Source organism: Paracoccus sp. (in: a-proteobacteria) (assembly GCF_046462195.1).
In the GTDB taxonomy this organism is placed as follows: Bacteria; Pseudomonadota; Alphaproteobacteria; order Rhodobacterales; family Rhodobacteraceae; genus Paracoccus.
This window is the reverse complement of record NZ_JBKGUN010000200.1, coordinates 1-19,474: the sequence shown is the minus strand read 5'-3', so window position 1 is coordinate 19,474 and position 19,474 is coordinate 1. Positions and strand designations below refer to the sequence as shown.

Here is a 19,474-nt window from a genome sequence, read left to right as displayed (position 1 = left end):
CTGACTGAAATGTGACATGAAGTGTTTCTCTGCGGCGGTTCGTCGCTGCGTGGTCCACGGACCTGCGACCCGATCGACACCAAATCTGAAAGGGACAGATGTCACAGCCACCCAAGAAACCCGGTCAACCGGACCCACTGGCACCCCGCCCGGGCGGGCGCGAACGCGACGCGTTGAGCGGCCGCATCCCCCCCAAGGCCAAGCCGCCCGTGCCACCGCCACCGCCGCCGCCTCCTCCTTCGGCACCCGCGCCCGAAGAGGACACCAGTGTCGTCCCGTTGCCCGAACCCGAGGGTCCGACCGAAATCATCGAAACCGACTATACGATCGGTCAGGACAACATCGAGGGCACCGGCAAGCTGGCCTTCGACGTCCACAATCCCGTCTTCGGCATCTCGGCGGCGGCGGTTGTGTTGTTCACCGTGATCACGCTGATCTTTCCGGCGCAGCTGGAGCCGATCTTTGGCGGGATGCGTGACGGGCTGACGGCCAATCTGGACTGGTTCTTCATCCTGGCAGGCAACGTCTTTGTCCTGCTGTGCCTGGCGCTGATCGTGTCGCCGCTTGGATCGGTCCGTCTCGGCGGTCCCGAGGCCACGCCTGATTTCGGCCTGCTGGGCTGGTTTGCGATGCTGTTTGCGGCGGGCATGGGCATCGGCCTGATGTTTTATGGCGTCAGCGAACCTTTGGGGCACTTTCAGGCGGCCATGGGCGGCCCGGTTGTCGAGAACGGGGTCCGCACCGACTGGGCCCCCTTGGGTGGCGCAACAGGCGATGTCGAGGCCGCGCGCCAGCTCGGTATGGCGGCGACCATCTTCCATTGGGGACTTCACCCATGGGCGATCTATGCGGTCGTTGCGCTGGCCTTGGGGCTTTTCGCCTATAACAAGGGTCTGCCGCTGACGCTGCGCTCGGTCTTTTACCCGATCTTCGGAGAGCGGATCTGGGGCTGGCCGGGCCATGTGATCGACATCCTCGCGGTGCTGGCCACGATCTTTGGCCTGGCGACCTCGCTGGGCCTGGGCGCCGAACAGGCGATGGCGGGACTGGCCTATCTGTTCGGCTTTCAGAACACCGGCATGGCAAAGGTCGTACTGATCGTCCTGATCACCATGGCCGCAGGCACGTCGGTGGTGCTGGGCGTCGAAAAGGGCGTCAAGCGCTTGTCCGAACTGAATATGGGGCTGGCCATCCTGTTGCTGGTCTTCGTGATCGCCGTGGGGCCGACCCTGACGATCCTGAGCGGGTTCTTCACCAATCTTGGCGCCTATGCCGTCGATCTGGTGCCCCTGTCCAACCCCTTCGGGCGCGAAGACGACAATTTCCGCCAAGGGTGGACAGCCTTCTACTGGGCATGGTGGATCAGCTGGTCACCCTTTGTGGGCATGTTCATCGCCCGCGTCTCGCGCGGGCGGACCGTGCGCCAGTTCCTGGTCGCGGTCCTGATCGTGCCTTCGCTGATCTCGGTCCTGTGGATGACGGCGCTGGGCGGCACGGCCATCGACCTGACCGTCGGCGGCTTTGCCGGCATCCTCGAGGCCCCGCTGGAACTGGAGCTGTTCGAGATGCTGAACCAGCTGCCGCTGAGCGCTATTACCAGCTTTGTCGGCATCGTTCTGGTGATCGTGTTCTTCATCACCTCGTCGGATTCCGGTTCACTGGTGATCGATACGATCGCGGCGGGAGGCAAGGTCAACGCCCCCGTGCCGCAGCGTATTTTCTGGGTCAGCCTGGAAGGACTGGTGGCCATCGCGCTGCTGCTGGGCGGCGGTCTGGCCGCGCTTCAGGCGATGGCGGTCTCGACCGGGTTCCCGTTCACGATCGTGCTCCTGGGTGCCTGTTACGCCCTTGTCAAAGGGCTCATCGCGGAACGGCGGGAACTTGCCTGACCGATGTGCATAGACAAGTGGGACGGGCGCGGAAATCTGCGCCCGTCCTTGTCTTATTCAGGCCACAATGCCAAAAACACGCCAGACGCCACCAAAGGACCGACGCCTATGAGCGACATTACCGCCAGCGAACGCCGGCTTAGCGCCGCACTGGACCGTCTGGATCTGCTGATGGAGGCTGCAGTCCGCCCGCCTGCCGAGGATGGGGGGCAGGTTGCCGAACTGACGCGCCAGCTGACCGAACTGCAGTCGGAGAATGCGCGGCTTGAGCAGGTCCTGGCGCAGGCCCAGTCCGGAGACGCAGGCAGCCCGGACGAGCTGCAGTCCCGTCTGGAGGCCGCGACCGAGCAATCCGCACGTCTGGCCACCGCCAACGAGGAACTGACGACGGCCAACCGCAACCTGCTGGAGGCCCATGCCACCGGAGGCCTGAGCGAGGACGAGGTGCGCGGGGCGCTGGAGGCCGAGATCCAGGCCCTGCGCGCCGCCCGTGCCGCCGAAATGGCCCAGATGAGCGAGATCATGAGCGAACTGGAACGGCTTCTGGCCGAGGATGAACCCTCTCCCGATCCGGATGCCGGAACGCCGGCCGAACTGAGAGGCGATGCGGCAGGACTGCCGGAGGCCGAGGCTGCTGAAGACATGCCCGAGCCGGAGACAGCGACCGCAGGCAGGAACGAGGGGATCTGAGATGGCCGAAGTCGAATTCACGATCGGACACAAGGAATACCGCGTCGGTGCGCAGGATGGCGAAGAGCGCTTGTTGCAGCGCGCGGCCCAGATCCTGGACAACGAGGCGCGCCAGATCCTGGAACAGGCGGGACGTGTTCCGGAACCGCGGCTGCTGCTGCTGGCGGGGCTGATGCTGGCCGACCGCTTTGCCTCGCTGGAAGAGCGTGCCGAAAAGGCGGAGCGTCACGTGACGCGGTTGCAACAGAACCCGCCGCGGGTCGAAGTGCCGGTCATTCCCGCGGATCTGCGCGAAGCGATGGCCGAAATGGCCGCCCGCGCCGAATCGCTGGCCGACCGCTTGGAAGAGCAGCAGCGCGGTTAATCCGTTCTTTATCGTTCCGGTGCAGATTGGGACGATGAAACATCTGGTCCTGCTTGTTGCGACGCTTGTTGCGGGTTGTGCATCGCCTTCGCCTGACATGCTGGGCGCTGTTCGTCAGGACATCGAGGTCGAGGGGATGCGCTTTGCCGTTCATCGGCAGGATCTCGAGGCTCAGGTCATTCGCCGGGACGTGGCTTGGGGCATAAGGCCAGAAGTCATTGCCAGACGCATGGTTCTTGCGGCCGAAACAACAAGCGGCTGTCAGGTCATTCCCTTCAGCCTGAACCATCAAGGCGGTCCGGGATCGGCCGTGGCACGGGTCGATCTGCGCTGCTAGTCGCCTGTCCCGTCCCCCAGAAAGGCTGCCAGGGTTTCCGCAACGGCCTCGGGCGCGTCGGCATGAAGCCAATGGCCCGTGCCCTTCAACGTGACGATGCGCACCTGCGGAAAGTGATGGCGCATGGCCTCTTCCCCAGCCGTGGTCACGTAATCGGACGTCCCGCCACGAAGGGCCATGACCTTCCCCGGAAAAACGCCAGCAGGCACATCCGCAGGCCAGCCGACGATCGCGGGCATGTCGTCGCGCAACGCCGTCAGGTTCAGCTTCCATCGGGGCGGCTCGGTCTTGAGGTCCAGGTTCTGCAAGAGGAATGCCCGGACGCCCGGGTCGGGGATGGCCTTGGACAGTTGCGCATCGGCTTGGCTGCGCCGGCTGACGGCAGGCAGGTCCAGCGATTCCATCGCCTCGATGTATCCGGTCTGATCGTGGGAATAGGCGAGGGGGGCGATATCCATGATGGCCAGCCGCCGGACCAGCGCAGGCCGGGTCAGGGCCAGCAGCATGGCAGCCTTGCCCCCCATCGAATGACCCACCAGATCGACCCGTCCGCCCATCTGCTCGATCAGTCCTGCCAGATCAGCCGCCAGTGCCGGATAGCTGGCGTCAGCGTCATGCGGGCTGTCGCCGTGGTTGCGCAGATCGACCGTGACAACCGGACGATCACGGGCAAGGCGTCGTGCCTGGGCGCCCAGATTGCGCCCTTGGCCGAACAGTCCGTGGACCAGGAGGATGGGGAAGCCCGCTTCGGGGCCGAAGTTCTGTCGGTTCAGCATCATGGGGACAGCTTACGGTCTCTGGCGCGGCTGCGCCATCCCGACTATCCTGCCCCCATGACGCGCAAGGCACAGAGTTTCGAGGACATCAGCCGCATGGCGGATGAGGTGGCGCAGCTGATGGCCTCGCGCCTGGGCGGCGTGCGCCGGGGCGAACATCCGCGCCTGCAGACGATGATTCGCCGCCGTGGGGCGGCATTGCCCCCGCGGCTTCGGCGCCGCGCCCTGCGGCTGGCCGAGGCAGATCAGCTGGCGGCCCAGCCCCGCGTCGCGCGCCAGCTGCCCCTGAGGCCACTGGCGCGCGACCATGCCGCGCTGGTCGCGCATCTGCGCCCTTTGGGAGAGATCTCTCGCTGGCAAGGGCGCCTGACGGGCATCGCGGCATCGATCATGCTGGGATTGGTCGTTCTGGCTGCTGCCGCGCTCTGGATCATGGTCAAGCGCGACCTGTTGTAACCGGCTTGCACGGGATGCAAGGCTGCCATCCCCAGCAAGGCCTTGCCAAAGCCCGGCGAAGCTGGTGTGAGGGCTAACATCCCCCTTCTTGCTGCAGGATTGTCATGACGGAAAAGCAGAACTTTCAGGCTGCGATCCTGGCACTGGCCTTGGGCGCCTTCGCCATCGGCACGTCCGAGTTCGCGGCCATGGGGCTGCTGCCCTTTTTTGCCGGCGATCTGGGCCTGACCGAGCCGCAGGCCGGCCATGTGATCAGCGCTTATGCGCTGGGCGTGGTCGTGGGGGCGCCCGTGACATCGATCGCAGGGGCGCGGCTGCCGAGACGGCGTTATCTTGCCGCGCTGATGGGGTTCTACGGCGTGATGAACTTGCTTGCGGCAGTCATGCCGGGGCTGGCCCTGCTGACGGGCATGCGTTTCCTGGCGGGCCTGCCGCATGGCGGGTTCCTGGGCGTCGCGATGCTTTATGCGGCGGATGCCCTGCCTGCAGGTCAGCGCGCCCGTGGAGCGGCCCGCGTGCTGCTAGGGCTGACGGTGGCCAATATTATCGGCGTACCATTGGCGGGATGGATGGGGCAGAGCATTGGCTGGCGGTGGGGCTTTGCGCTGCCGGGCGTGCTGGCACTGGCCTCGGCCTGGGCGATCCTGAGGGTTGCGCCGCGTGTGGGCGGCAACCCCCATGCCCGCCCCTGGGATGAACTGCAGGCGCTGCGCAATCCGCGCGTGCTGTGGGTGCTGGCGGTCGGCGCCATCGGATTCGGCGGGTTGTTTGCCGTTTATGCCTTTCTGACCGCCGCGATTCTGGCCACGACCGATGCGCCCCCCTTTGTCGTGCCGCTGACGCTGGCCATGTTCGGCGTGGGTGCCACCCTGGGCACCTGGGGCGCCGGTCGCATCACCGAGAAGGTGGGCATCAACCGGGCGGCCTATCTGTCGCTGTTTGCCATGGGCGCGACGCAGGGCTTTGCCGCGCTGGTGGTGGGGCACTGGCCGCTGATGGTCCTGTCGTCGTTCCTGATCGCCGCGGGCTCAGGGTTGGTCATTCCGCTGCAAACGCGGCTGATGGACGTGGCAGGCGCCGCGCAAAGCATGGCGGCAGCGATGAACCATGCGGCCTTCAATGCCGCCAACGCCCTTGGTCCCTTTCTGGCGGGGATGGCCCTGGCGGCCGGATGGGGCTGGCGCGCGCCCGGTCTGGTCGGTGTCGGGCTTACGGTCGCGGGGGCTGTTGCGCTGACGCTTGCAATCCGCAGTGATCGGAAAGGATCGGTGGCGGCAGCGAGCGCATGATGACCTGGCGCGATGTCGATGCGAATTCACGCCGCCATGTCACCCACAGCACGATCCCCGTTCCCACCATCAGCGTCCATGGGCCTGTCAGCCAGCCCAGCGAGCCGAGCGCGAAGTAAACGCTGCGGAGCCCCGCGTTGAAGCTGCGGGCGGCAGTGATGTTCAGGTCGGCGGCCTGCATCGCGCGATCCATGGCGTCGGGGTGGTCGGCCTTGTTCGGAACAGCCGCCATCATCACGGCGCAATAGCCGAACAGGCGGTGCGCCCAGACGAACTTCAGGAAGGCGTTCACGACAAAGAACATCGGCACCAGCAGCCGCAGTTCCCATCCGGCATTGGCAGCGGGGTCCAGCTCCAGCCCCGCCGCAATTCCCTGCAGCCGCTCCGCATTGCCGATCAGTGCCAACAGGCCCCCCGTCGCGATCATGCAGGCCGAGGCAAAAAAGGCCGTCCCTTCGCGCAGGCTGGCCAGGATATTGCCGTCAAAGATGCGCGGCTCGCGGGTGACGAAATGGCGCAACCATTCGCGGCGGTAACGTTTCATCAGCACCGACACCGAGGGCCGCCCCGCAGGCGGACGTTCCGTGAACCAGCCGATGCCCAGCCAGGCCGTGAACAGAAGCGCCAGCGCGATGGCATCGCGCAGCGCCAGCGGATGCGAGGCGAATTGGTCCAGCAGGTTCATGCCGCGACACTAGGACCGGATGCCGCGGCTTGAAAGCCCTCCTGTGCAGCCCTATCGTTTGTGCAAAGGCAGGGAGGAGAACCGGCCATGATGCAGATGCCACAACCCGACGCGTCCGTTCTGGTGCGCAGTCAGGCCATCTTGGCCGCCTTGCGCGCCGAACTGCCGGGTGTCGTGATTGACGATCCGGCAGAAACGCGCGCCTATGAATGCGACGCCTTGTCGGCCTATCGCTGCGCACCGCTGGCGGTCGTGTTGCCGCGCACGACGGAGGAGGTCTCGCGCCTGCTGCGGTTGTGCCACGACCTGCGTGTGCCGGTGGTGCCGCGGGGTGCGGGAACCAGCCTGGCCGGCGGATCGATGCCCACGGCGGACGCGGTCGTGATCGGCCTGTCCCGCATGACCGAGGTGCTCGAGATCAGCCCCGCCGACCGCCTGATCCGCGTGCAGACGGGACGCACCAACCTGTCGGTCTCGGGTGCGGTGGAAAGCCTGGGCTTCTTTTATGCGCCCGATCCCTCCAGCCAGCTGGCCTGTGCCATCGGCGGCAACATTGCCATGAACTCGGGCGGGGCCCATTGCCTGAAATACGGGGTGACGACGAACAACCTGCTGGGCGTCACCATGGTGCTGATGGACGGCAGCGTGGTGGAACTGGGCGGCCCGATGGGCGAAGGGTCGGGGTTGGACCTGCTGGGCGTCGTCTGCGGGTCCGAGGGCCAACTGGGCATTGTGACCGAGGCGACACTCCGTATCCTGCCGCGTCCGGCGGGCGCGCGGCCTGCCCTGATCGGTTTCGACAGCAGCGAAACGGCCGGGGCCTGCGTGGCGGCGATCATCCGTGCGGGGATCATCCCGGTGGCGATCGAGTTCATGGACAGCCCCTGCATCCGCGCGACCGAGGCCCATGCCGGCGCCGGCTATCCGGACTGCGAGGCCCTGCTGATCGTCGAGGTCGAGGGCACGCCCCCCGAGATCGACGAGCAGTTGGCCCTGATCCGCGACATCGCCATGCGTTTTGAGCCCGTGGAATTCCGCGAAAGCCGGTCTGAGGATGAATCACGCCGCATCTGGCTGGGCCGCAAGTCGGCCTTCGGGGCAATGGGACAGATGGGCGACTACATCTGCCTGGACGGCACCATCCCGGTGACGGCGCTGCCCTCGGTCCTTGCGGGCATCGGCGATCTGTCGCGGCAATACGGGCTGGCGGTCGCCAACGTGTTCCATGCGGGCGACGGCAACATGCACCCGTTGATCATCTATGACGCCAACAAGCCGGGGGATCTGGACCAGGCCGAGGCCTTGGGTGCCGACATCCTGCGCCTGTGTGTTGAAGTCGGCGGCTGCCTGACCGGCGAACATGGCGTCGGCATCGAAAAGCGCGACCTGATGAGCGTCCAGTTCGATCCTGCCGACCTGGAGGCGCAGATGCGGGTCAAGGATGCCTTTGATCCCCATTGGCTGCTGAACGCTGCCAAGGTCTTTCCCCTGGACGTTTCGGCCCCGCGCCGCGAACGCCGCCTGAACAGGACAGCCGATGCGGCCTGAATCCGAGGCTGAACTGGCCGAACTGATCCGCGATGCCCGCAGCCCCCTGTCGGTGACGGGCGGCGGAACGCGTCGCTGGCCGGGCGAAGGGCAGGGCGACCGTATCGACATGACCGCGCTGACCGGCGTCACGCTTTATGAACCCGAGGCGTTGACCTTGGTGGTGCGCGCCGGAACGTCACTGGAAACCGTCCGCAACACTCTGGCCGCGGAAGGGCAGATGCTGGGTTTCGAGCCTTGGGGCGACGGGAGCTCTACCATCGGAGGCGTCGCCGCCACCAATGCGGCCGGCCCGCGCCGGGTACAGGCCGGAGCGGCGCGCGATGCCCTGATCGGCGTCCGCTTTGTCGATGGCGAGGGAAACATCGTGCGGAATGGCGGCCGCGTGATGAAAAACGTCACCGGCTATGATCTGGTCAAGCTGATGGCCGGCAGCCGGGGCCGGTTGGGCGCGCTGACGGAGCTCAGCTTTCGCACGACGCCGCTGCCGCCGGTCACTGCGACGCTGGCCCTGCCGGATCTTGACGCCGCTGCTGCCATCCCGGCCCTGTCCAGCGCCCTTGGCGGGCCATTCGATGTGTCGGGTGCCGCTTGGTTGCCCGACCACGGTGCAATGATCCGGGTGGAAGGACTGGCCGCATCCGTGGCTTCGCGCGCCGCCGACTTGTCCGCGCGCCTTGCCCCGTTCGGCACCGTGCGCCAAGGCGACAACGAGGCGTGGCAGCGGCTTTGCCCTGATGCGCCTGATCCGGCCTTTGACACCTGGCGCATCACCTGCCGCCCAAGCGAGACGCCCGTGCTGCTGGCGCGGCTGCCTCGGCCGCTGTTTCTGGACTGGGGCGGCGCCCTGATCGTGGGGCAAATGCCCGCCGGCCAGGTGCCGAACCTGCCGCCATTTTCGGGCCATGCCCGCCGGATCACCGGCGGGGTGCCCGGCCTGCTTCCAGCGCCCGATCCGCTGACTGCGCGGCTGGAGCGTGACCTGCGTGCCCGCTTTGACCCGCGCGGCATCTTTGGGGGAACCGACTGATGCAGACCCATTTCCTGCCCGAGCAGCTGGCCGATCCGCTGACCGCACGATCGAACAAGATCCTGCGGACCTGCGTGCATTGCGGCTTTTGCACGGCGACCTGCCCAACCTATCAGGTGCTGGGGGACGAACTGGATAGCCCTCGCGGCCGCATCTACCTGATCAAGGACATGCTGGAGGCCGGGCGGCCCGCCGATGCCAAGACCGTCAAGCACATCGACCGCTGCCTGGGCTGCCTGTCCTGCATGACGACCTGCCCGTCGGGCGTGCATTACGCGCATCTGCTGGAACATGCGCGCGAGCATATCGAGGCCACCTATCGCCGCCCCTGGAGCGACCGCGCGCTGCGCTGGGTGCTCAAGACGGTCCTGCCGCATCCGGGGCGTTTCCGGCTGGCACTGCTGGGGGCCAAGGTCGCGCGGCCCTTTGCCGGGCTGCTGCCCGACCGGCGGCTGCGCGCGATGGTGGGCATGGCGCCGCGACATGTCCCGGCAGTCAGCCGCAACGACGACGGCCAAGTCTTTGCCCCCATCGGTCAGCGGCGGGCACGCGTGGCCCTGATGATCGGCTGCGCGCAACGGGCGCTGAACACCGACATCAACGACGCCACCATCCGCCTGCTGCGACGCGCCGGATGCGAGGTGGTGATTCCCGACAAATTTGGCTGCTGCGGCGCGCTGACCCTGCACATGGGGCAAGAAGCCGATGGCAAGGCCCGCGCCCGCGACAGCATCAACCGCCTTCTGGCGGCCGAGCAAGGGGGCGCGCTGGACGCGGTGATCATCAACACCTCGGGATGCGGAACGACGATCAAGGATTACGGGCATCTCTTCGCGGGCGATCCGCTGGAGGCCGACGCCAAACGCGTGGCGGGTCTGGCGCGGGACGTGACCGAGTATCTTGCGGAGAAGGGCCTGCCGGACCGGACAGGGAATCAGGGGCAGGGCATGCGCGTGGCCTATCACTCGGCCTGTTCGCTGCAGCACGGGCAGCAGATCCGTTCAACGCCCAAGGACCTCTTGGCGCGGATGGGGTTCCAGGTGGTTGAACCCGCCAACCCGCATCTTTGCTGCGGTTCGGCTGGAACCTATAACCTGCTGCAGCCGGAACTGTCCTCCGAACTGAAAACCCGCAAGGTCGCCAGCTTGGAAGCCGTGACCCCCCAGGTCATCGCCGCAGGCAATATCGGCTGCATGATGCAGATCGGTGGCGGCACCAAGGTTCCCGTGGTTCATACGGTCGAACTGCTGGACTGGGCCACGGGCGGGCCGGAACCCGAGGCGCTGAAATCTGCATGAAAGGGTCTTGAACGGTCTTTTCCTGCGCCTAAATCTGTGTCACCGGCGGCCGAAAACGGCGTCGGTCGACCGCCCGCCCGGCAATCGGGGGGCATCATTCGCATCGCTTGAGAGAGGATGTAACCTATGCGTAACTTTGACCTGACCCCGCTTTATCGCGCTTCCGTCGGTTTTGACCGTTTGGCCGATGTGATGGATCGCGCGCTGTCCGCCGATGTCGCGACCCCCACCTATCCCCCTTACAACATCGAGAAGACGGGCGACGACGCTTATCGAATCTCGATCGCCGTGGCCGGGTTTTCACCCGACGACCTGAACGTCGAGGTTCGTGACGGCGCCGTGATCGTCTCGGCCCGCAAGGCGGACGAGGATGATGGCCGTACCTATCTGCACCGCGGCATCGCGACCCGTGCCTTTGAGCGCAAGTTCACCTTGGCCGACCATGTCCGTGTCAATGGCGCCAGCCATGTTGACGGCATGCTGCACATCGACTTGGTGCGCGAAATCCCGGAAGCGCTGAAGCCCCGCCGGATCGAGATCGCCAAGTCTGCTCCCAAGGTGGAAAAGCTGGACGCCTGATCCGCATGGATCCAAGGGCCAGAGGTCACTCTGGCCCATCAATGCACCGAATGCGAAAGGGTGGTCCCATGGCCACCCTTTTCTGTTGTTACAGCCTGCGACGCGCGCGCAATGCCGCGCTGATGGTCCCGTCATCGAGGTAATCAAGCTCTCCGCCGATCGGAACGCCTTGGGCAAGTCCTGTCACGGTCACGCCCGAGCCCTCAAGCGCGTCGGCAATGTAATGGGCGGTAGTCTGCCCGTCCACGGTGGCGTTCAGCGCCAGGATCACCTCGGAAATCCGTTCGTCCTCGATGCGCGCCAGCAGGCCCGGAATGCGCAGATCGTCGGGCCCCACCTCGTCCAGTGCCGACAACGTGCCGCCCAGAACGTGATAACGACCGCGGAAGACACGCCCCCGCTCCAGCGCCCACAGATCGGCCACGTCCTGAACGACGCAGATCTCGCCCGTGGCACGGGCGGGATCGGTGCAGATCGCGCATTCGTCACGGTCGGTGATGTTGCCGCAGACCACGCATTCGCGCGAGTTCAGAGCGACCCGGTCCAGCAGCTGTGACAGCTGGACCATCTGCTGGCTGCGCTTGCGCACCAGCTGCAGCACGATCCGCCGGGCTGAACGAGGGCCCAGGCCGGGCAGCCGCGCCATCAGCGCAATCAGGGCCTGAATGTCGTCACTGCCCTCGGCCATGGATCAGAAGGGCAGCTTCATGCCGGCAGGCAGGCCCAGGCCTTCGGTCATCTTCGCCATCTCGGACTGCATCCGTTCCTCGGCAGTGCGCTGCGCGTCCTTGATGGCGGCCAGGATCAGGTCCTCCACCACCTCTTTTTCCGAAGGCACGAAGATCGACGGATCGATGTCCAGTGCCGTCAGCTCGCCCTTGGCGGTGCAGGTGGCCTTGACCAGACCTGCCCCGGATTCGCCGGTCACGGTGATGCGGGCCAGGTCTTCCTGGACCTGGCCCATCTTGTCCTGCATGTCCTTGGCGGCCTTCATCATCTTGGCCATGTCGCCAAAGCCGCCCAATCCCTTGATCATCGCTTAATCCTCATCTTCGAACGGGTCCCACTCCTCAACCTCGGCCACCGGGCCTTCGGTTCCGTCATGGGGGTTGGCTGCGCCCTCGGCCAGATCCTCCGCCTCGGCAGGCGGGGCTGGCGCACGGGTGATATTGGTCAGCGTGGCGCCCGGAAAGGTCGCCATCACCTGCTGCACGATGGGCAGTGACAATGCGCGTTCACGGGCGGCCTTTGCCTCGGCTTCGCGGGTTTCCGCAATGGTGGGTGCCCCGCCGGTATTGGTGACGGTGACGGCCCAGCGCTGGCCACCGGTCCAGCCGCGCAGCCGTTCGGCCAGGCGCTGCGCCAGATCGACGGGCGGGTTGTTCCGCGGCTCGAACTCGATCCGGCCCGGGCTGTAGCGGACCAGCGCCACATGCCGCTCGACCATGACCAGCAGCGTCATGTCCCGCATCCGCCGGATCAGCTCGACCACCGACGGGAAATCCGGATAGCTTGCCAGCACGTCGGGCGAGATCGCCAGCGCCGTCGCGGCGCCCGAAGGCTGCACCTGTGGGGCAGGGCGCGTACGGCGCATGGCCTGGGGCGCATGGGCCGGCGCGGCCCCATCGATTGCAGGTCCGCGGGTGAATTCGCCCGCCGTCTGCGCCTGCTGGACGCGACGGATCAGCGCCTCAGGGTCGGGCAGGTCGGCCACATGTGTCAGACGGATGATCGCCATCTCGGCGGCCATCATGGCATTCGGTGCGGCCGAAACCTCCTCCAGCGCCTTCAGCAGCAGTTGCCACATGCGCGACATGACGCGCATCGGCAGTCGATCGGCCAGATCCTTGCCGCGCATCCGTTCGTCGGGCGACAGCGTAGGGTCCTCCAGCGCATCGGGCGTGATCTTCACGACCGAGATCCAGTGGGTGACCTCGGCCAGATCGCGCAGGACCGCCACGGGATCGGCGCCATCGGCGTATTGGGACTGCAGTTCGGTCAGGGCGGCGGCGGCATCGCCGCGCAGGATCATCTCGAACAGGTCCAGCACGCGGCCGCGGTCCGCCAGGCCCAGCATCGCGCGAACCTGATCGGCCGTGGTTTCCCCCGCGCCATGGCTGATCGCCTGGTCCAGCAGGCTGGTGGCGTCGCGGGCCGACCCTTCGGCCGCGCGCGTAATCAGCGCCAGCGCATCCTCGGTGATCTGCGCGCCCTCGGCCCCGGCAATGCGCTTCAGCAGGGCGATCATCACCTCAGGCTCGATCCGGCGCAGGTCAAAGCGCTGGCAGCGCGACAGGACCGTGACGGGAACCTTGCGGATCTCGGTCGTGGCAAAGATGAACTTCACATGCGGCGGCGGTTCTTCCAGCGTCTTCAGCAGCGCGTTGAACGCGCTGGTGGACAGCATGTGAACCTCGTCGATGATGTAGATCTTGTAGCGCGCGCTGGCGGCCCGGTAATGCACCGACTCGATGATTTCTCGGATGTCGCCCACGCCGGTGCGGGACGCGGCATCCATTTCCATCACGTCGACATGGCGGCCTTCGCTGATGGCGACGCAATGCTCGCAAACGCCGCAGGGTTCGGTCGTGGGTCCGCCCGTGCCGTCGGGACCGATGCAGTTCATCCCCTTGGCGATGATGCGCGCGGTGGTGGTCTTCCCGGTGCCGCGGATGCCGGTCATGATAAAGGCCTGCGCGATGCGATCGGCGGCAAAGGCGTTCTTCAGCGTCCGAACCATGGCGTCCTGGCCCACCAGGTCGGCAAAGGTCTCGGGCCGGTATTTCCGGGCCAGAACCTGATAAGCGGGCGGAGGCGAAGTCGGGGTGTCGTTCATCGGTTCCTCGGGCATCGCGTCACCTTAACGGCAGAGATGCGGCGCCACAACCGGATCAGGTGGCCAGATCAGGCGGCCAGCAGGCCGATGCTGCGCGCGCCGGCGATCAGGTCGGGCGCCAGCAGATCGGCATGATCGCCCGACAACGGCACCATGTCGGGAACCTGCACCACGGTCATGCCTGCCGCGCGGGCCGCATGGGCACCGACATCGCTGTCCTCGAAGGCAAGGCAGCGCGACGGATCGACCCCCAGCCGCTGCGCGGCCAGCAGATAAACATCGGGCGCGGGCTTGGGGCTGGGCACGTCGCTTCGCGTCACGACGATATCGAAGCTGTCGGTCAGCCCTGCCGCGCGCAATTTCTCCCGCGCCTGATCGGCGGTGCTGGACGTCGCGATGGCAAAGGGCAGTCCGGCGCTTTGCAGCTTGTCCAGCATGTCGTGGACATGGGGGCGCAGCGGAATACCGTCACGCTCGCGCCGTTCGATCAACGCCTCGGCCCACAGCCGCTCCAAATGCGGAAAATCGAAGTCGTCGCCCAAAACGCCGCGCAGGATGCCATGCGAGGTCGGCTCGTCCAGGCCGACAAGCGATTCCAGCAGCCCTTCGGGAGGGCGGCGGCCCATCCGGTGCAGCGCGGCTTCGCCCGTTTCGATCGCCATCTGCTCGGTCGCCAGAAGGGTACCGTCCAGATCAAAGATCACGGCGTCGAAGCGGGATTGCGGCATGAGGAGTGTCCTTGTCGATGGGTTCAACCCTGAAGATGGTCTGCAGGGGGCAGACGAACAAGGCCGCATCCTGCATGACGGGGTTGCATCGACGGGAAGGGGGAGGGTGAGAGGCTGGACAACGACCCAAACGGATCTCGTTACGGCTGCTTCCTTCCGGACCTGACCGATTTGGCGAGGCGCCTGCCCGCGCCAACCTCTCGCGTCGTCAGATAAAGCGGGCAGGCGGAGGATGCAAGCCCGCCCGGCACCTTCGGCTCAAAGAAAGAGGCGCATGCGGGCAAACCCGTCAAGCGTCAGGCCGGCCGGCTGAAGCGACAAGGCCTCGGGCAGGGGGCGATCCAAGGCGGCAGGGGCGGTCTCGAACAGGGCCGTGGTGCCCGGAAGCGGATGAAAGCGCCAGGCGGGCGGTGTCGGCAGGGGAATGGAGCGGCGCCTGCGCACATAACGGCGCAGGATGTCGAGGGAAAGATCGTCCCGTTCCAGCACGATCTGATCGGGTGAGATCATCGACCCGAACAGGCCGCAACTGGCCAGGCGATAGGAATTGGTTGCCAGCACGAAGCGGTCGTCATCCTTGACCGGCTCCGAATGACGGCAAAGCTTCAGGATGCGCCAGGACCCGGGATGGGCAATGCGACCGTCGGGATGAAACCGCGGCGGCCTTGAAAGGTCGATCTGCCAGCTGACCCCGTCGACGACATCGAAGTTATAGGCCGGAAAGTTTGGATTCAGCAGGGGTGCGTCGCAGCTGCCGGGGCTGATGCGGTTGAAAAGACTGGCTGACCGTTCGAGCCAGTCGCGCAGCTGTTCCCCGGTGATGCAGATCGCGCTGAGTCGGTTTGGAAAGGCGTAAAGGGAGGACAGGTGGCGCAGCGTCAGCCGGCCGGCGGCAATGTCGGTGTAATGATGCGGCCCGCCGCGGCCGCCCGCGCGATAGGGCGCCGACGCCGACAGCACGGGCAAGCCGGCAAGGCGGGTCCCCGCCAGCCGTTGACGCACATGCCAGCGTTGCGCCTGGTTGACCAGTTGTAGGCCGCTGTCGTAACCGATCACGGAGAAATGGCTGCACAAGGGTGCCAGCGACCGCCCGATCCGGCGTCCCAACTGCCGCAGGGTTAACTGATGCGTCGCGTTCAGGGACCGGACCAGCGCGGGAGCGGCGGTCGTGTTGGCGGCAACCGGCTGGCAGGCAACCCGAAACCCTGCCAGTTGCAGCGCCTCCTTCGGCCCCAGCCGAAAATCAAGGTCGATGACGCCCAGGTGAGAGCCTCCGAACCCCGGCATGACTGCGGGCTTGCCCGCCAGCGTTCCTTGCTGCACGTCGATGCCGGGGCGCCCCTGCCACTGGGGCGCGGGAAAGACTTCATGCGTGTGTCCCGCGATGACCACGTCGATGCCGGGCAGGCCTGCCAGGGCCAAGGCCGCATGTTCCATTCGGGGACGGGGATCGGGTGGTCCGATGCCGCTGTGGGCCAGCGCGACGATCAGATCCGCCCCGCGTTCGCGAAGACGGGGAACGAGTTCGCGCGCCGTTTCCACAATATCGCGGGTCTGCATGAAAGGGCGCAGATCGTGATCCCATTCTTCTGTCTGAGGAGGCAGGAATCCCACGATGCCGATGCGAAGCGTGTGGCTGCGCCCCGTCGTGTCGGTCAGCTGCCGTTCAAGAAGGGCAAAACGCGGAAAGTCAGGGCCGCGCCGCATGGACAGGTTGGCAGCCAGGGCAGGAAACTGTGCCCCCGACAGGCTGCGGCGCAGAAAGGGCAGGCCAAAGTTGAAGTCATGATTGCCCAGTGCAACGGCATCGTAGCCAAGGGCATTCATCGCGGCGATCGCGGGATGCGTATCCGGCCCCTGCCGATCACGGGCGACCATCTCGCCCATGGGCGCGCCCTGCAGGAAGTCGCCATTATCCAGGAGCAGGCAGGCCGCCACCTCGGCCCGCCGCGTTTCGATCAACGCGGCAGTGCGTGCCAGCCCGACGCGGTCGCAGGGGCGATTGGCAAGATAGTCATAGGGAAGAAGGTGCATGTGAAGATCGGACGTGGCAAGGATGCGCAGGCGCATCCCCTGGTCCGGCGGCACCGTTTCGCCATCTGGCAGCACAGGTGCCGTACCGTGCGCAGGCGGCATGCTTTCGGGATTCACTCTCAGCACGCTGTGTCCACTCTTGGCCCGAATAATGCGGCGTCTTCTCGGGGATGGCTAAAGCAAACTTGGGCACCCGAACAACCAGTGATTGCAATTTTGCGCATTATTGTGGATTTCGCACAACTACCGTGCGAATGTCCCCGTATCCCATGATACAACCCTTACGAACGGTTAAGACGTGCAGACACGTTAGAAGGTATGCCCTGCTATGTTGACGACTTGGTTGAACACTCATCCCGAACTGGATTATCAGCCAAAGGACAGGTCCGGCCGTGCGGTGGGGCCCGGATTGGCCAGTGGATTGTCACGCATGAAGTTCTCGACCCGCATCGACACCGATCTTCCGGCCGATCAGCTGTTCGATGCCGTCGGAAACTTCGACGCGCTGGAGCGGATGCTGATTGGTCGCGGTGCCAGCGTCACCCGCATCGATCCGGCGGTCGAGCCGGGCACGGGACTGGGCTGGAACATCGGCTTTGACTGGCGCGGCAAGCCGCGCCAGCTGCGCCTGACGGTGACGCGCTTTGACCGGCCTGAACAGGTCAGGCTGAGCGGCCGCTCGGACGCCCTGGACCTGACGATGAACGCGACGGTCATCGCCCTCAGCCGGACACGGTCGCGCCTGATCTTCGAAACCGAGATCAAGCCGCGCAACATGAAGGCACGCCTGATGCTGCAAACGGCCAAGCTGGGCAAGTCGCAGCTGGACCGCCGTTATCAGCAGCGGATCGAGGAATTCGTGGCCCAGCTGGACCCGCACTGAGCAGGCGCAGCCTTTTCAGTCGCTTTCGGACAGGCTGGCCTGCGCCTGGCGCAGCGGGTCGGCGGGATAAACACCTAGGATATCCAGGCTTGACGTGAAATAGCCCAGCTCATCCAGCGCGCGGCAGACATGCGCATCCTCGGGATGACCCTCGATATCCGCGTAGAACTGCGTCGCCGTGAACACCCCGTCGACCATGTAGCTTTCCAGCTTGGTCATGTTCACCCCGTTCGTCGCAAAACCCCCCATCGCCTTGTAGAGGGCCGCCGGAATGTTGCGGACGCGAAAGACGAAGCTGGTCAGCATCCGGTCGGACCGCCGGCTGTGGTCGGGCTGTCGCGACATGATCAGGAAGCGGGTCGTGTTGTTCTGGCGGTCCTCGATCTGATCGGCCAGACGGTCGAGGCCATAGATCTCGCCGGCAAGGGGCGCAGCCAGGGCAGCCAGCGACGGATTGCCGCGCGCGGCGACCTCCTTTGCCGAGCCGGCGGTGTCCGCCCCCGTCAACGCGCGGATCTGATGCTGGCGCAGGAAGCCGCGGCACTGGCCCAGAAGAACCGTGTGGCTCATGGCATCGCGCACCTGATCCAGCGTGGTGCCGGGAACGGCCAGCAGGCTGATATGGACCCGCACGAAAGCCTCGTCGATGATGTGGAGGCCGGATTCGGGCAGCAAATGATGGATGTCCGCCACCCGCCCATAGGTCGAATTCTCGACCGGCAGCATCGCCAGATCGGCATCAAGGCTGCGCACGGCCTCGATCACGTCCTCGAAGGTCCGGCAGGGCAGGGCCTCCATGTCGGGGCGGGCCGTGCGGCAGGCCTCGTGGCTGTAGGCGCCGGGCTCTCCTTGGAAGGCGATGCGATTGGTGGTCATGGCACGGCTCCGATTGTCTGGAAATTTGAGCGTGCGGGGGTAACTATACCTTGAACCTGCAAAGCGAAAGCGGATACATACCGCTCGACTTGACGAGCTTACCAAGGCGGGGACCGCACGCGATGTTCAACACCATGACCCTGACCAAGGCAGCCGGAGCCTTTATCGGCGCGCTGCTGTTCCTGATGCTGGCCAACTGGGCCGCCAGCGCGCTGTTCCATGTCGGTCCTTCCGGACATGGCGGCCATGGTGAAGAAGAAATCACACAAGCCTATTCCATCCCCGTGCCCGAGGCCGCCGGCGGCGAAGAGGCGGAAGAGGTCGTCATCGACATCGAGGCGCTGATGGCGTCGGCCGATGCCGCCGCGGGCGAGCGGGAATGGGCCAAGTGCCGGTCCTGCCACCATCTGGACGGCAGCGACGGCGTGGGCCCGCACCTGAACGGCGTCGTGGGCCGCGAGGTCGCCTCGGCCGCTGGCTTCAGCTATTCCGGTGCCATGGTCGATCATCGCAACGATGACCCCGTCTGGGACCCGGCCGCGCTGATCGAATTCCTCGAAAACCCGCGCGGCGTCGTTCCGGGCACCGCCATGAGCTTTGCCGGCATCCGCGATCCCCAGGCACGGGCAAACCTGGTCGCCTTCCTCGAAGGCAATCCTTGATCCTTCGTCGTCCTGTGCTGTTGCTGGGCGCGGCCATCGGTCGCGCCTTTTTCTTTGGACCCTTCTCTGGCCGCTGCTCACGAAATCGCGGCTTGATGCGGCCGCCCCGGCTGGCCTAGCGTTGCCCGACACGCCGAAGGAGCCTGCCCCATGCGCCGTACCGCCCTGTATGCCACTCTTTTTGCCGGTCTGACCTTCGCAACGGGTGGATTGGCGCAGGACGATCCGCAACCGGCAGCCAATGGGGATGAGGGGGTGATCCGCTCCCACGGTGTCGCGATCTTCGATGAACTGAAGCTGCCGGCCGACTACACGCATCTGCCTTACGTGAATCCCGATGCGCCCAAGGGCGGAGAAATGTCTCAGTCGATCCCGAACTCGATGGGGTTCGACAACTACAACCCTTATACGTTCCGGGGCAGGGCGGCCGCTCTGTCCACGATCATGCTGGAATCGATCCTGGTCACCACCGCGGACGAGATCGGGGCCGCTTATTGCCTGTTGTGCGAAAGCG

The 19,474-nt window shown here is 65.8% G+C and carries 20 protein-coding genes, 1 other RNA gene and 1 pseudogene; 13 read left to right on the top strand and 9 right to left on the bottom strand.

The annotated features are described in order from the left end of the window. The first annotated feature begins 98 nt into the window (after positions 1–98). The 4 genes from ACLHHB_RS12175 (at position 99) to ACLHHB_RS12160 (ending at position 3,280) form a co-directional block, all read left to right on the top strand. Entirely contained in the window at positions 99–1,889 is a 1,791-nt protein-coding gene (locus ACLHHB_RS12175; RefSeq protein WP_410218547.1) for a BCCT family transporter, read from the top strand. Between the two features lie 108 nt (positions 1,890–1,997). Beyond that, positions 1,998–2,579: a hypothetical protein gene (locus ACLHHB_RS12170; RefSeq protein ID WP_410218546.1), complete on the top strand. Its 582-nt coding sequence runs from the start codon at positions 1,998–2,000 to the stop codon at positions 2,577–2,579. 1 nt (position 2,580) lies between these two features. Then, on the top strand, positions 2,581–2,943 hold the full coding sequence (locus ACLHHB_RS12165; protein WP_410218545.1) for a cell division protein ZapA: 363 nt from the start codon (positions 2,581–2,583) through the stop codon (positions 2,941–2,943). 34 nt (positions 2,944–2,977) lie between these two features. Beyond that, complete coding sequence (locus ACLHHB_RS12160) at positions 2,978–3,280, top strand: hypothetical protein (RefSeq protein ID WP_410218544.1); 303 nt, start codon at positions 2,978–2,980, stop codon at positions 3,278–3,280. On the opposite strand, the gene ACLHHB_RS12155 is transcribed toward ACLHHB_RS12160, so the two are convergent. Then, positions 3,277–4,059: an alpha/beta fold hydrolase gene (locus ACLHHB_RS12155; protein WP_410218543.1), complete on the bottom strand. Its 783-nt coding sequence runs from the start codon at positions 4,057–4,059 to the stop codon at positions 3,277–3,279. The genes ACLHHB_RS12160 and ACLHHB_RS12155 overlap by 4 nt on opposite strands. 54 nt (positions 4,060–4,113) lie before the next feature. Between ACLHHB_RS12155 and ACLHHB_RS12150 the strand changes: the two genes are divergently transcribed. Together ACLHHB_RS12150 and ACLHHB_RS12145 are read left to right on the top strand one after the other, a co-directional pair. Then, positions 4,114–4,512: a hypothetical protein gene (locus ACLHHB_RS12150; RefSeq protein ID WP_410218542.1), complete on the top strand. Its 399-nt coding sequence runs from the start codon at positions 4,114–4,116 to the stop codon at positions 4,510–4,512. Between the two features lie 104 nt (positions 4,513–4,616). Further along, positions 4,617–5,801, top strand: coding sequence for an MFS transporter (locus ACLHHB_RS12145; protein ID WP_410218541.1), 1,185 nt, complete (start codon positions 4,617–4,619; stop codon positions 5,799–5,801). Here ACLHHB_RS12145 and ACLHHB_RS12140 read toward each other — a convergent pair. Continuing rightward, positions 5,722–6,486: a DUF599 domain-containing protein gene (locus tag ACLHHB_RS12140; RefSeq protein ID WP_410218540.1), complete on the bottom strand. Its 765-nt coding sequence runs from the start codon at positions 6,484–6,486 to the stop codon at positions 5,722–5,724. The genes ACLHHB_RS12145 and ACLHHB_RS12140 overlap by 80 nt on opposite strands. A gap of 90 nt (positions 6,487–6,576) precedes the next feature. On the opposite strand from ACLHHB_RS12140, the gene ACLHHB_RS12135 reads away from it, so the two are divergent. The 4 genes from ACLHHB_RS12135 (at position 6,577) to ACLHHB_RS12120 (ending at position 10,941) form a co-directional block, all read left to right on the top strand. After that, positions 6,577–8,034 (top strand): FAD-linked oxidase C-terminal domain-containing protein, encoded by a 1,458-nt coding sequence (locus ACLHHB_RS12135; protein WP_410218559.1) that lies wholly within the window; start codon positions 6,577–6,579, stop codon positions 8,032–8,034. After that, positions 8,024–9,064: an FAD-binding protein gene (locus tag ACLHHB_RS12130; RefSeq protein ID WP_410218539.1), complete on the top strand. Its 1,041-nt coding sequence runs from the start codon at positions 8,024–8,026 to the stop codon at positions 9,062–9,064. The genes ACLHHB_RS12135 and ACLHHB_RS12130 overlap by 11 nt, the downstream gene beginning before the upstream one ends. Then, positions 9,064–10,362, top strand: a complete 1,299-nt coding sequence (gene glcF, locus ACLHHB_RS12125) for a glycolate oxidase subunit GlcF (RefSeq protein ID WP_410218538.1) — start codon at positions 9,064–9,066, stop codon at positions 10,360–10,362. The genes ACLHHB_RS12130 and glcF overlap by 1 nt, the downstream gene beginning before the upstream one ends. A 126-nt stretch (positions 10,363–10,488) precedes the next feature. Beyond that, a complete protein-coding gene (locus ACLHHB_RS12120; protein ID WP_410218537.1) occupies positions 10,489–10,941 on the top strand; it encodes an Hsp20 family protein in 453 nt (150 codons plus the stop codon). Between the two features lie 88 nt (positions 10,942–11,029). On the opposite strand, the gene recR is transcribed toward ACLHHB_RS12120, so the two are convergent. The 6 genes from recR to ACLHHB_RS12090 form a co-directional block, all read right to left on the bottom strand. Further along, the gene (gene recR, locus ACLHHB_RS12115) at positions 11,030–11,629 is read right to left on the bottom strand and encodes a recombination mediator RecR (RefSeq protein ID WP_410218536.1); all 600 of its coding nucleotides are present in this window, start codon (positions 11,627–11,629) and stop codon (positions 11,030–11,032) included. A gap of 3 nt (positions 11,630–11,632) precedes the next feature. After that, on the bottom strand, positions 11,633–11,977 hold the full coding sequence (locus ACLHHB_RS12110; protein ID WP_410218535.1) for a YbaB/EbfC family nucleoid-associated protein: 345 nt from the start codon (positions 11,975–11,977) through the stop codon (positions 11,633–11,635). A gap of 3 nt (positions 11,978–11,980) precedes the next feature. Further along, complete coding sequence (locus tag ACLHHB_RS12105) at positions 11,981–13,777, bottom strand: DNA polymerase III subunit gamma/tau (protein ID WP_410218534.1); 1,797 nt, start codon at positions 13,775–13,777, stop codon at positions 11,981–11,983. Positions 13,778–13,845: 68 nt separating this feature from the next. Continuing rightward, positions 13,846–14,505, bottom strand: a complete 660-nt coding sequence (locus tag ACLHHB_RS12100; RefSeq protein WP_410218533.1) for an HAD family hydrolase — start codon at positions 14,503–14,505, stop codon at positions 13,846–13,848. Positions 14,506–14,609: 104 nt separating this feature from the next. After that, positions 14,610–14,708: signal recognition particle sRNA small type (gene ffs, locus ACLHHB_RS12095), an RNA gene on the bottom strand. A gap of 55 nt (positions 14,709–14,763) precedes the next feature. Then, the gene (locus ACLHHB_RS12090) at positions 14,764–16,665 is read right to left on the bottom strand and encodes a bifunctional 2',3'-cyclic-nucleotide 2'-phosphodiesterase/3'-nucleotidase (protein ID WP_410218532.1); all 1,902 of its coding nucleotides are present in this window, start codon (positions 16,663–16,665) and stop codon (positions 14,764–14,766) included. A gap of 202 nt (positions 16,666–16,867) precedes the next feature. On the opposite strand from ACLHHB_RS12090, the gene ACLHHB_RS12085 reads away from it, so the two are divergent. Further along, positions 16,868–17,422: a hypothetical protein gene (locus ACLHHB_RS12085; protein ID WP_410218531.1), complete on the top strand. Its 555-nt coding sequence runs from the start codon at positions 16,868–16,870 to the stop codon at positions 17,420–17,422. A 15-nt stretch (positions 17,423–17,437) separates the two neighbouring features. On the opposite strand, the gene ACLHHB_RS12080 is transcribed toward ACLHHB_RS12085, so the two are convergent. Beyond that, positions 17,438–18,298 (bottom strand): prephenate dehydratase, encoded by an 861-nt coding sequence (locus ACLHHB_RS12080; protein WP_410218530.1) that lies wholly within the window; start codon positions 18,296–18,298, stop codon positions 17,438–17,440. Positions 18,299–18,420: 122 nt separating this feature from the next. Here ACLHHB_RS12080 and ACLHHB_RS12075 point away from each other — a divergent pair, with 122 nt between their 5' ends. Next, entirely contained in the window at positions 18,421–18,960 is a 540-nt protein-coding gene (locus ACLHHB_RS12075) for a c-type cytochrome (RefSeq protein WP_410218529.1), read from the top strand. A gap of 150 nt (positions 18,961–19,110) precedes the next feature. Beyond that, positions 19,111–19,474: pseudogene (locus ACLHHB_RS12070) on the top strand (ABC transporter substrate-binding protein); the annotation flags it as partial.

Coding starts and splice junctions, on each gene's coding strand:
- ACLHHB_RS12175 (WP_410218547.1), top strand. CDS start 99: ATGTCACAGCCACCCAAGAAACCCGGTCAACCGGACCCACTGGCACCC.
- ACLHHB_RS12170 (WP_410218546.1), top strand. CDS start 1,998: ATGAGCGACATTACCGCCAGCGAACGCCGGCTTAGCGCCGCACTGGAC.
- ACLHHB_RS12165 (WP_410218545.1), top strand. CDS start 2,581: ATGGCCGAAGTCGAATTCACGATCGGACACAAGGAATACCGCGTCGGT.
- ACLHHB_RS12160 (WP_410218544.1), top strand. CDS start 2,978: ATGAAACATCTGGTCCTGCTTGTTGCGACGCTTGTTGCGGGTTGTGCA.
- ACLHHB_RS12155 (WP_410218543.1), bottom strand. CDS start 4,059: ATGATGCTGAACCGACAGAACTTCGGCCCCGAAGCGGGCTTCCCCATC.
- ACLHHB_RS12150 (WP_410218542.1), top strand. CDS start 4,114: ATGACGCGCAAGGCACAGAGTTTCGAGGACATCAGCCGCATGGCGGAT.
- ACLHHB_RS12145 (WP_410218541.1), top strand. CDS start 4,617: ATGACGGAAAAGCAGAACTTTCAGGCTGCGATCCTGGCACTGGCCTTG.
- ACLHHB_RS12140 (WP_410218540.1), bottom strand. CDS start 6,486: ATGAACCTGCTGGACCAATTCGCCTCGCATCCGCTGGCGCTGCGCGAT.
- ACLHHB_RS12135 (WP_410218559.1), top strand. CDS start 6,577: ATGCAGATGCCACAACCCGACGCGTCCGTTCTGGTGCGCAGTCAGGCC.
- ACLHHB_RS12130 (WP_410218539.1), top strand. CDS start 8,024: ATGCGGCCTGAATCCGAGGCTGAACTGGCCGAACTGATCCGCGATGCC.
- glcF (WP_410218538.1), top strand. CDS start 9,064: ATGCAGACCCATTTCCTGCCCGAGCAGCTGGCCGATCCGCTGACCGCA.
- ACLHHB_RS12120 (WP_410218537.1), top strand. CDS start 10,489: ATGCGTAACTTTGACCTGACCCCGCTTTATCGCGCTTCCGTCGGTTTT.
- recR (WP_410218536.1), bottom strand. CDS start 11,629: ATGGCCGAGGGCAGTGACGACATTCAGGCCCTGATTGCGCTGATGGCG.
- ACLHHB_RS12110 (WP_410218535.1), bottom strand. CDS start 11,977: ATGATCAAGGGATTGGGCGGCTTTGGCGACATGGCCAAGATGATGAAG.
- ACLHHB_RS12105 (WP_410218534.1), bottom strand. CDS start 13,777: ATGAACGACACCCCGACTTCGCCTCCGCCCGCTTATCAGGTTCTGGCC.
- ACLHHB_RS12100 (WP_410218533.1), bottom strand. CDS start 14,505: ATGCCGCAATCCCGCTTCGACGCCGTGATCTTTGATCTGGACGGTACC.
- ACLHHB_RS12085 (WP_410218531.1), top strand. CDS start 16,868: ATGTTGACGACTTGGTTGAACACTCATCCCGAACTGGATTATCAGCCA.
- ACLHHB_RS12080 (WP_410218530.1), bottom strand. CDS start 18,298: ATGACCACCAATCGCATCGCCTTCCAAGGAGAGCCCGGCGCCTACAGC.
- ACLHHB_RS12075 (WP_410218529.1), top strand. CDS start 18,421: ATGTTCAACACCATGACCCTGACCAAGGCAGCCGGAGCCTTTATCGGC.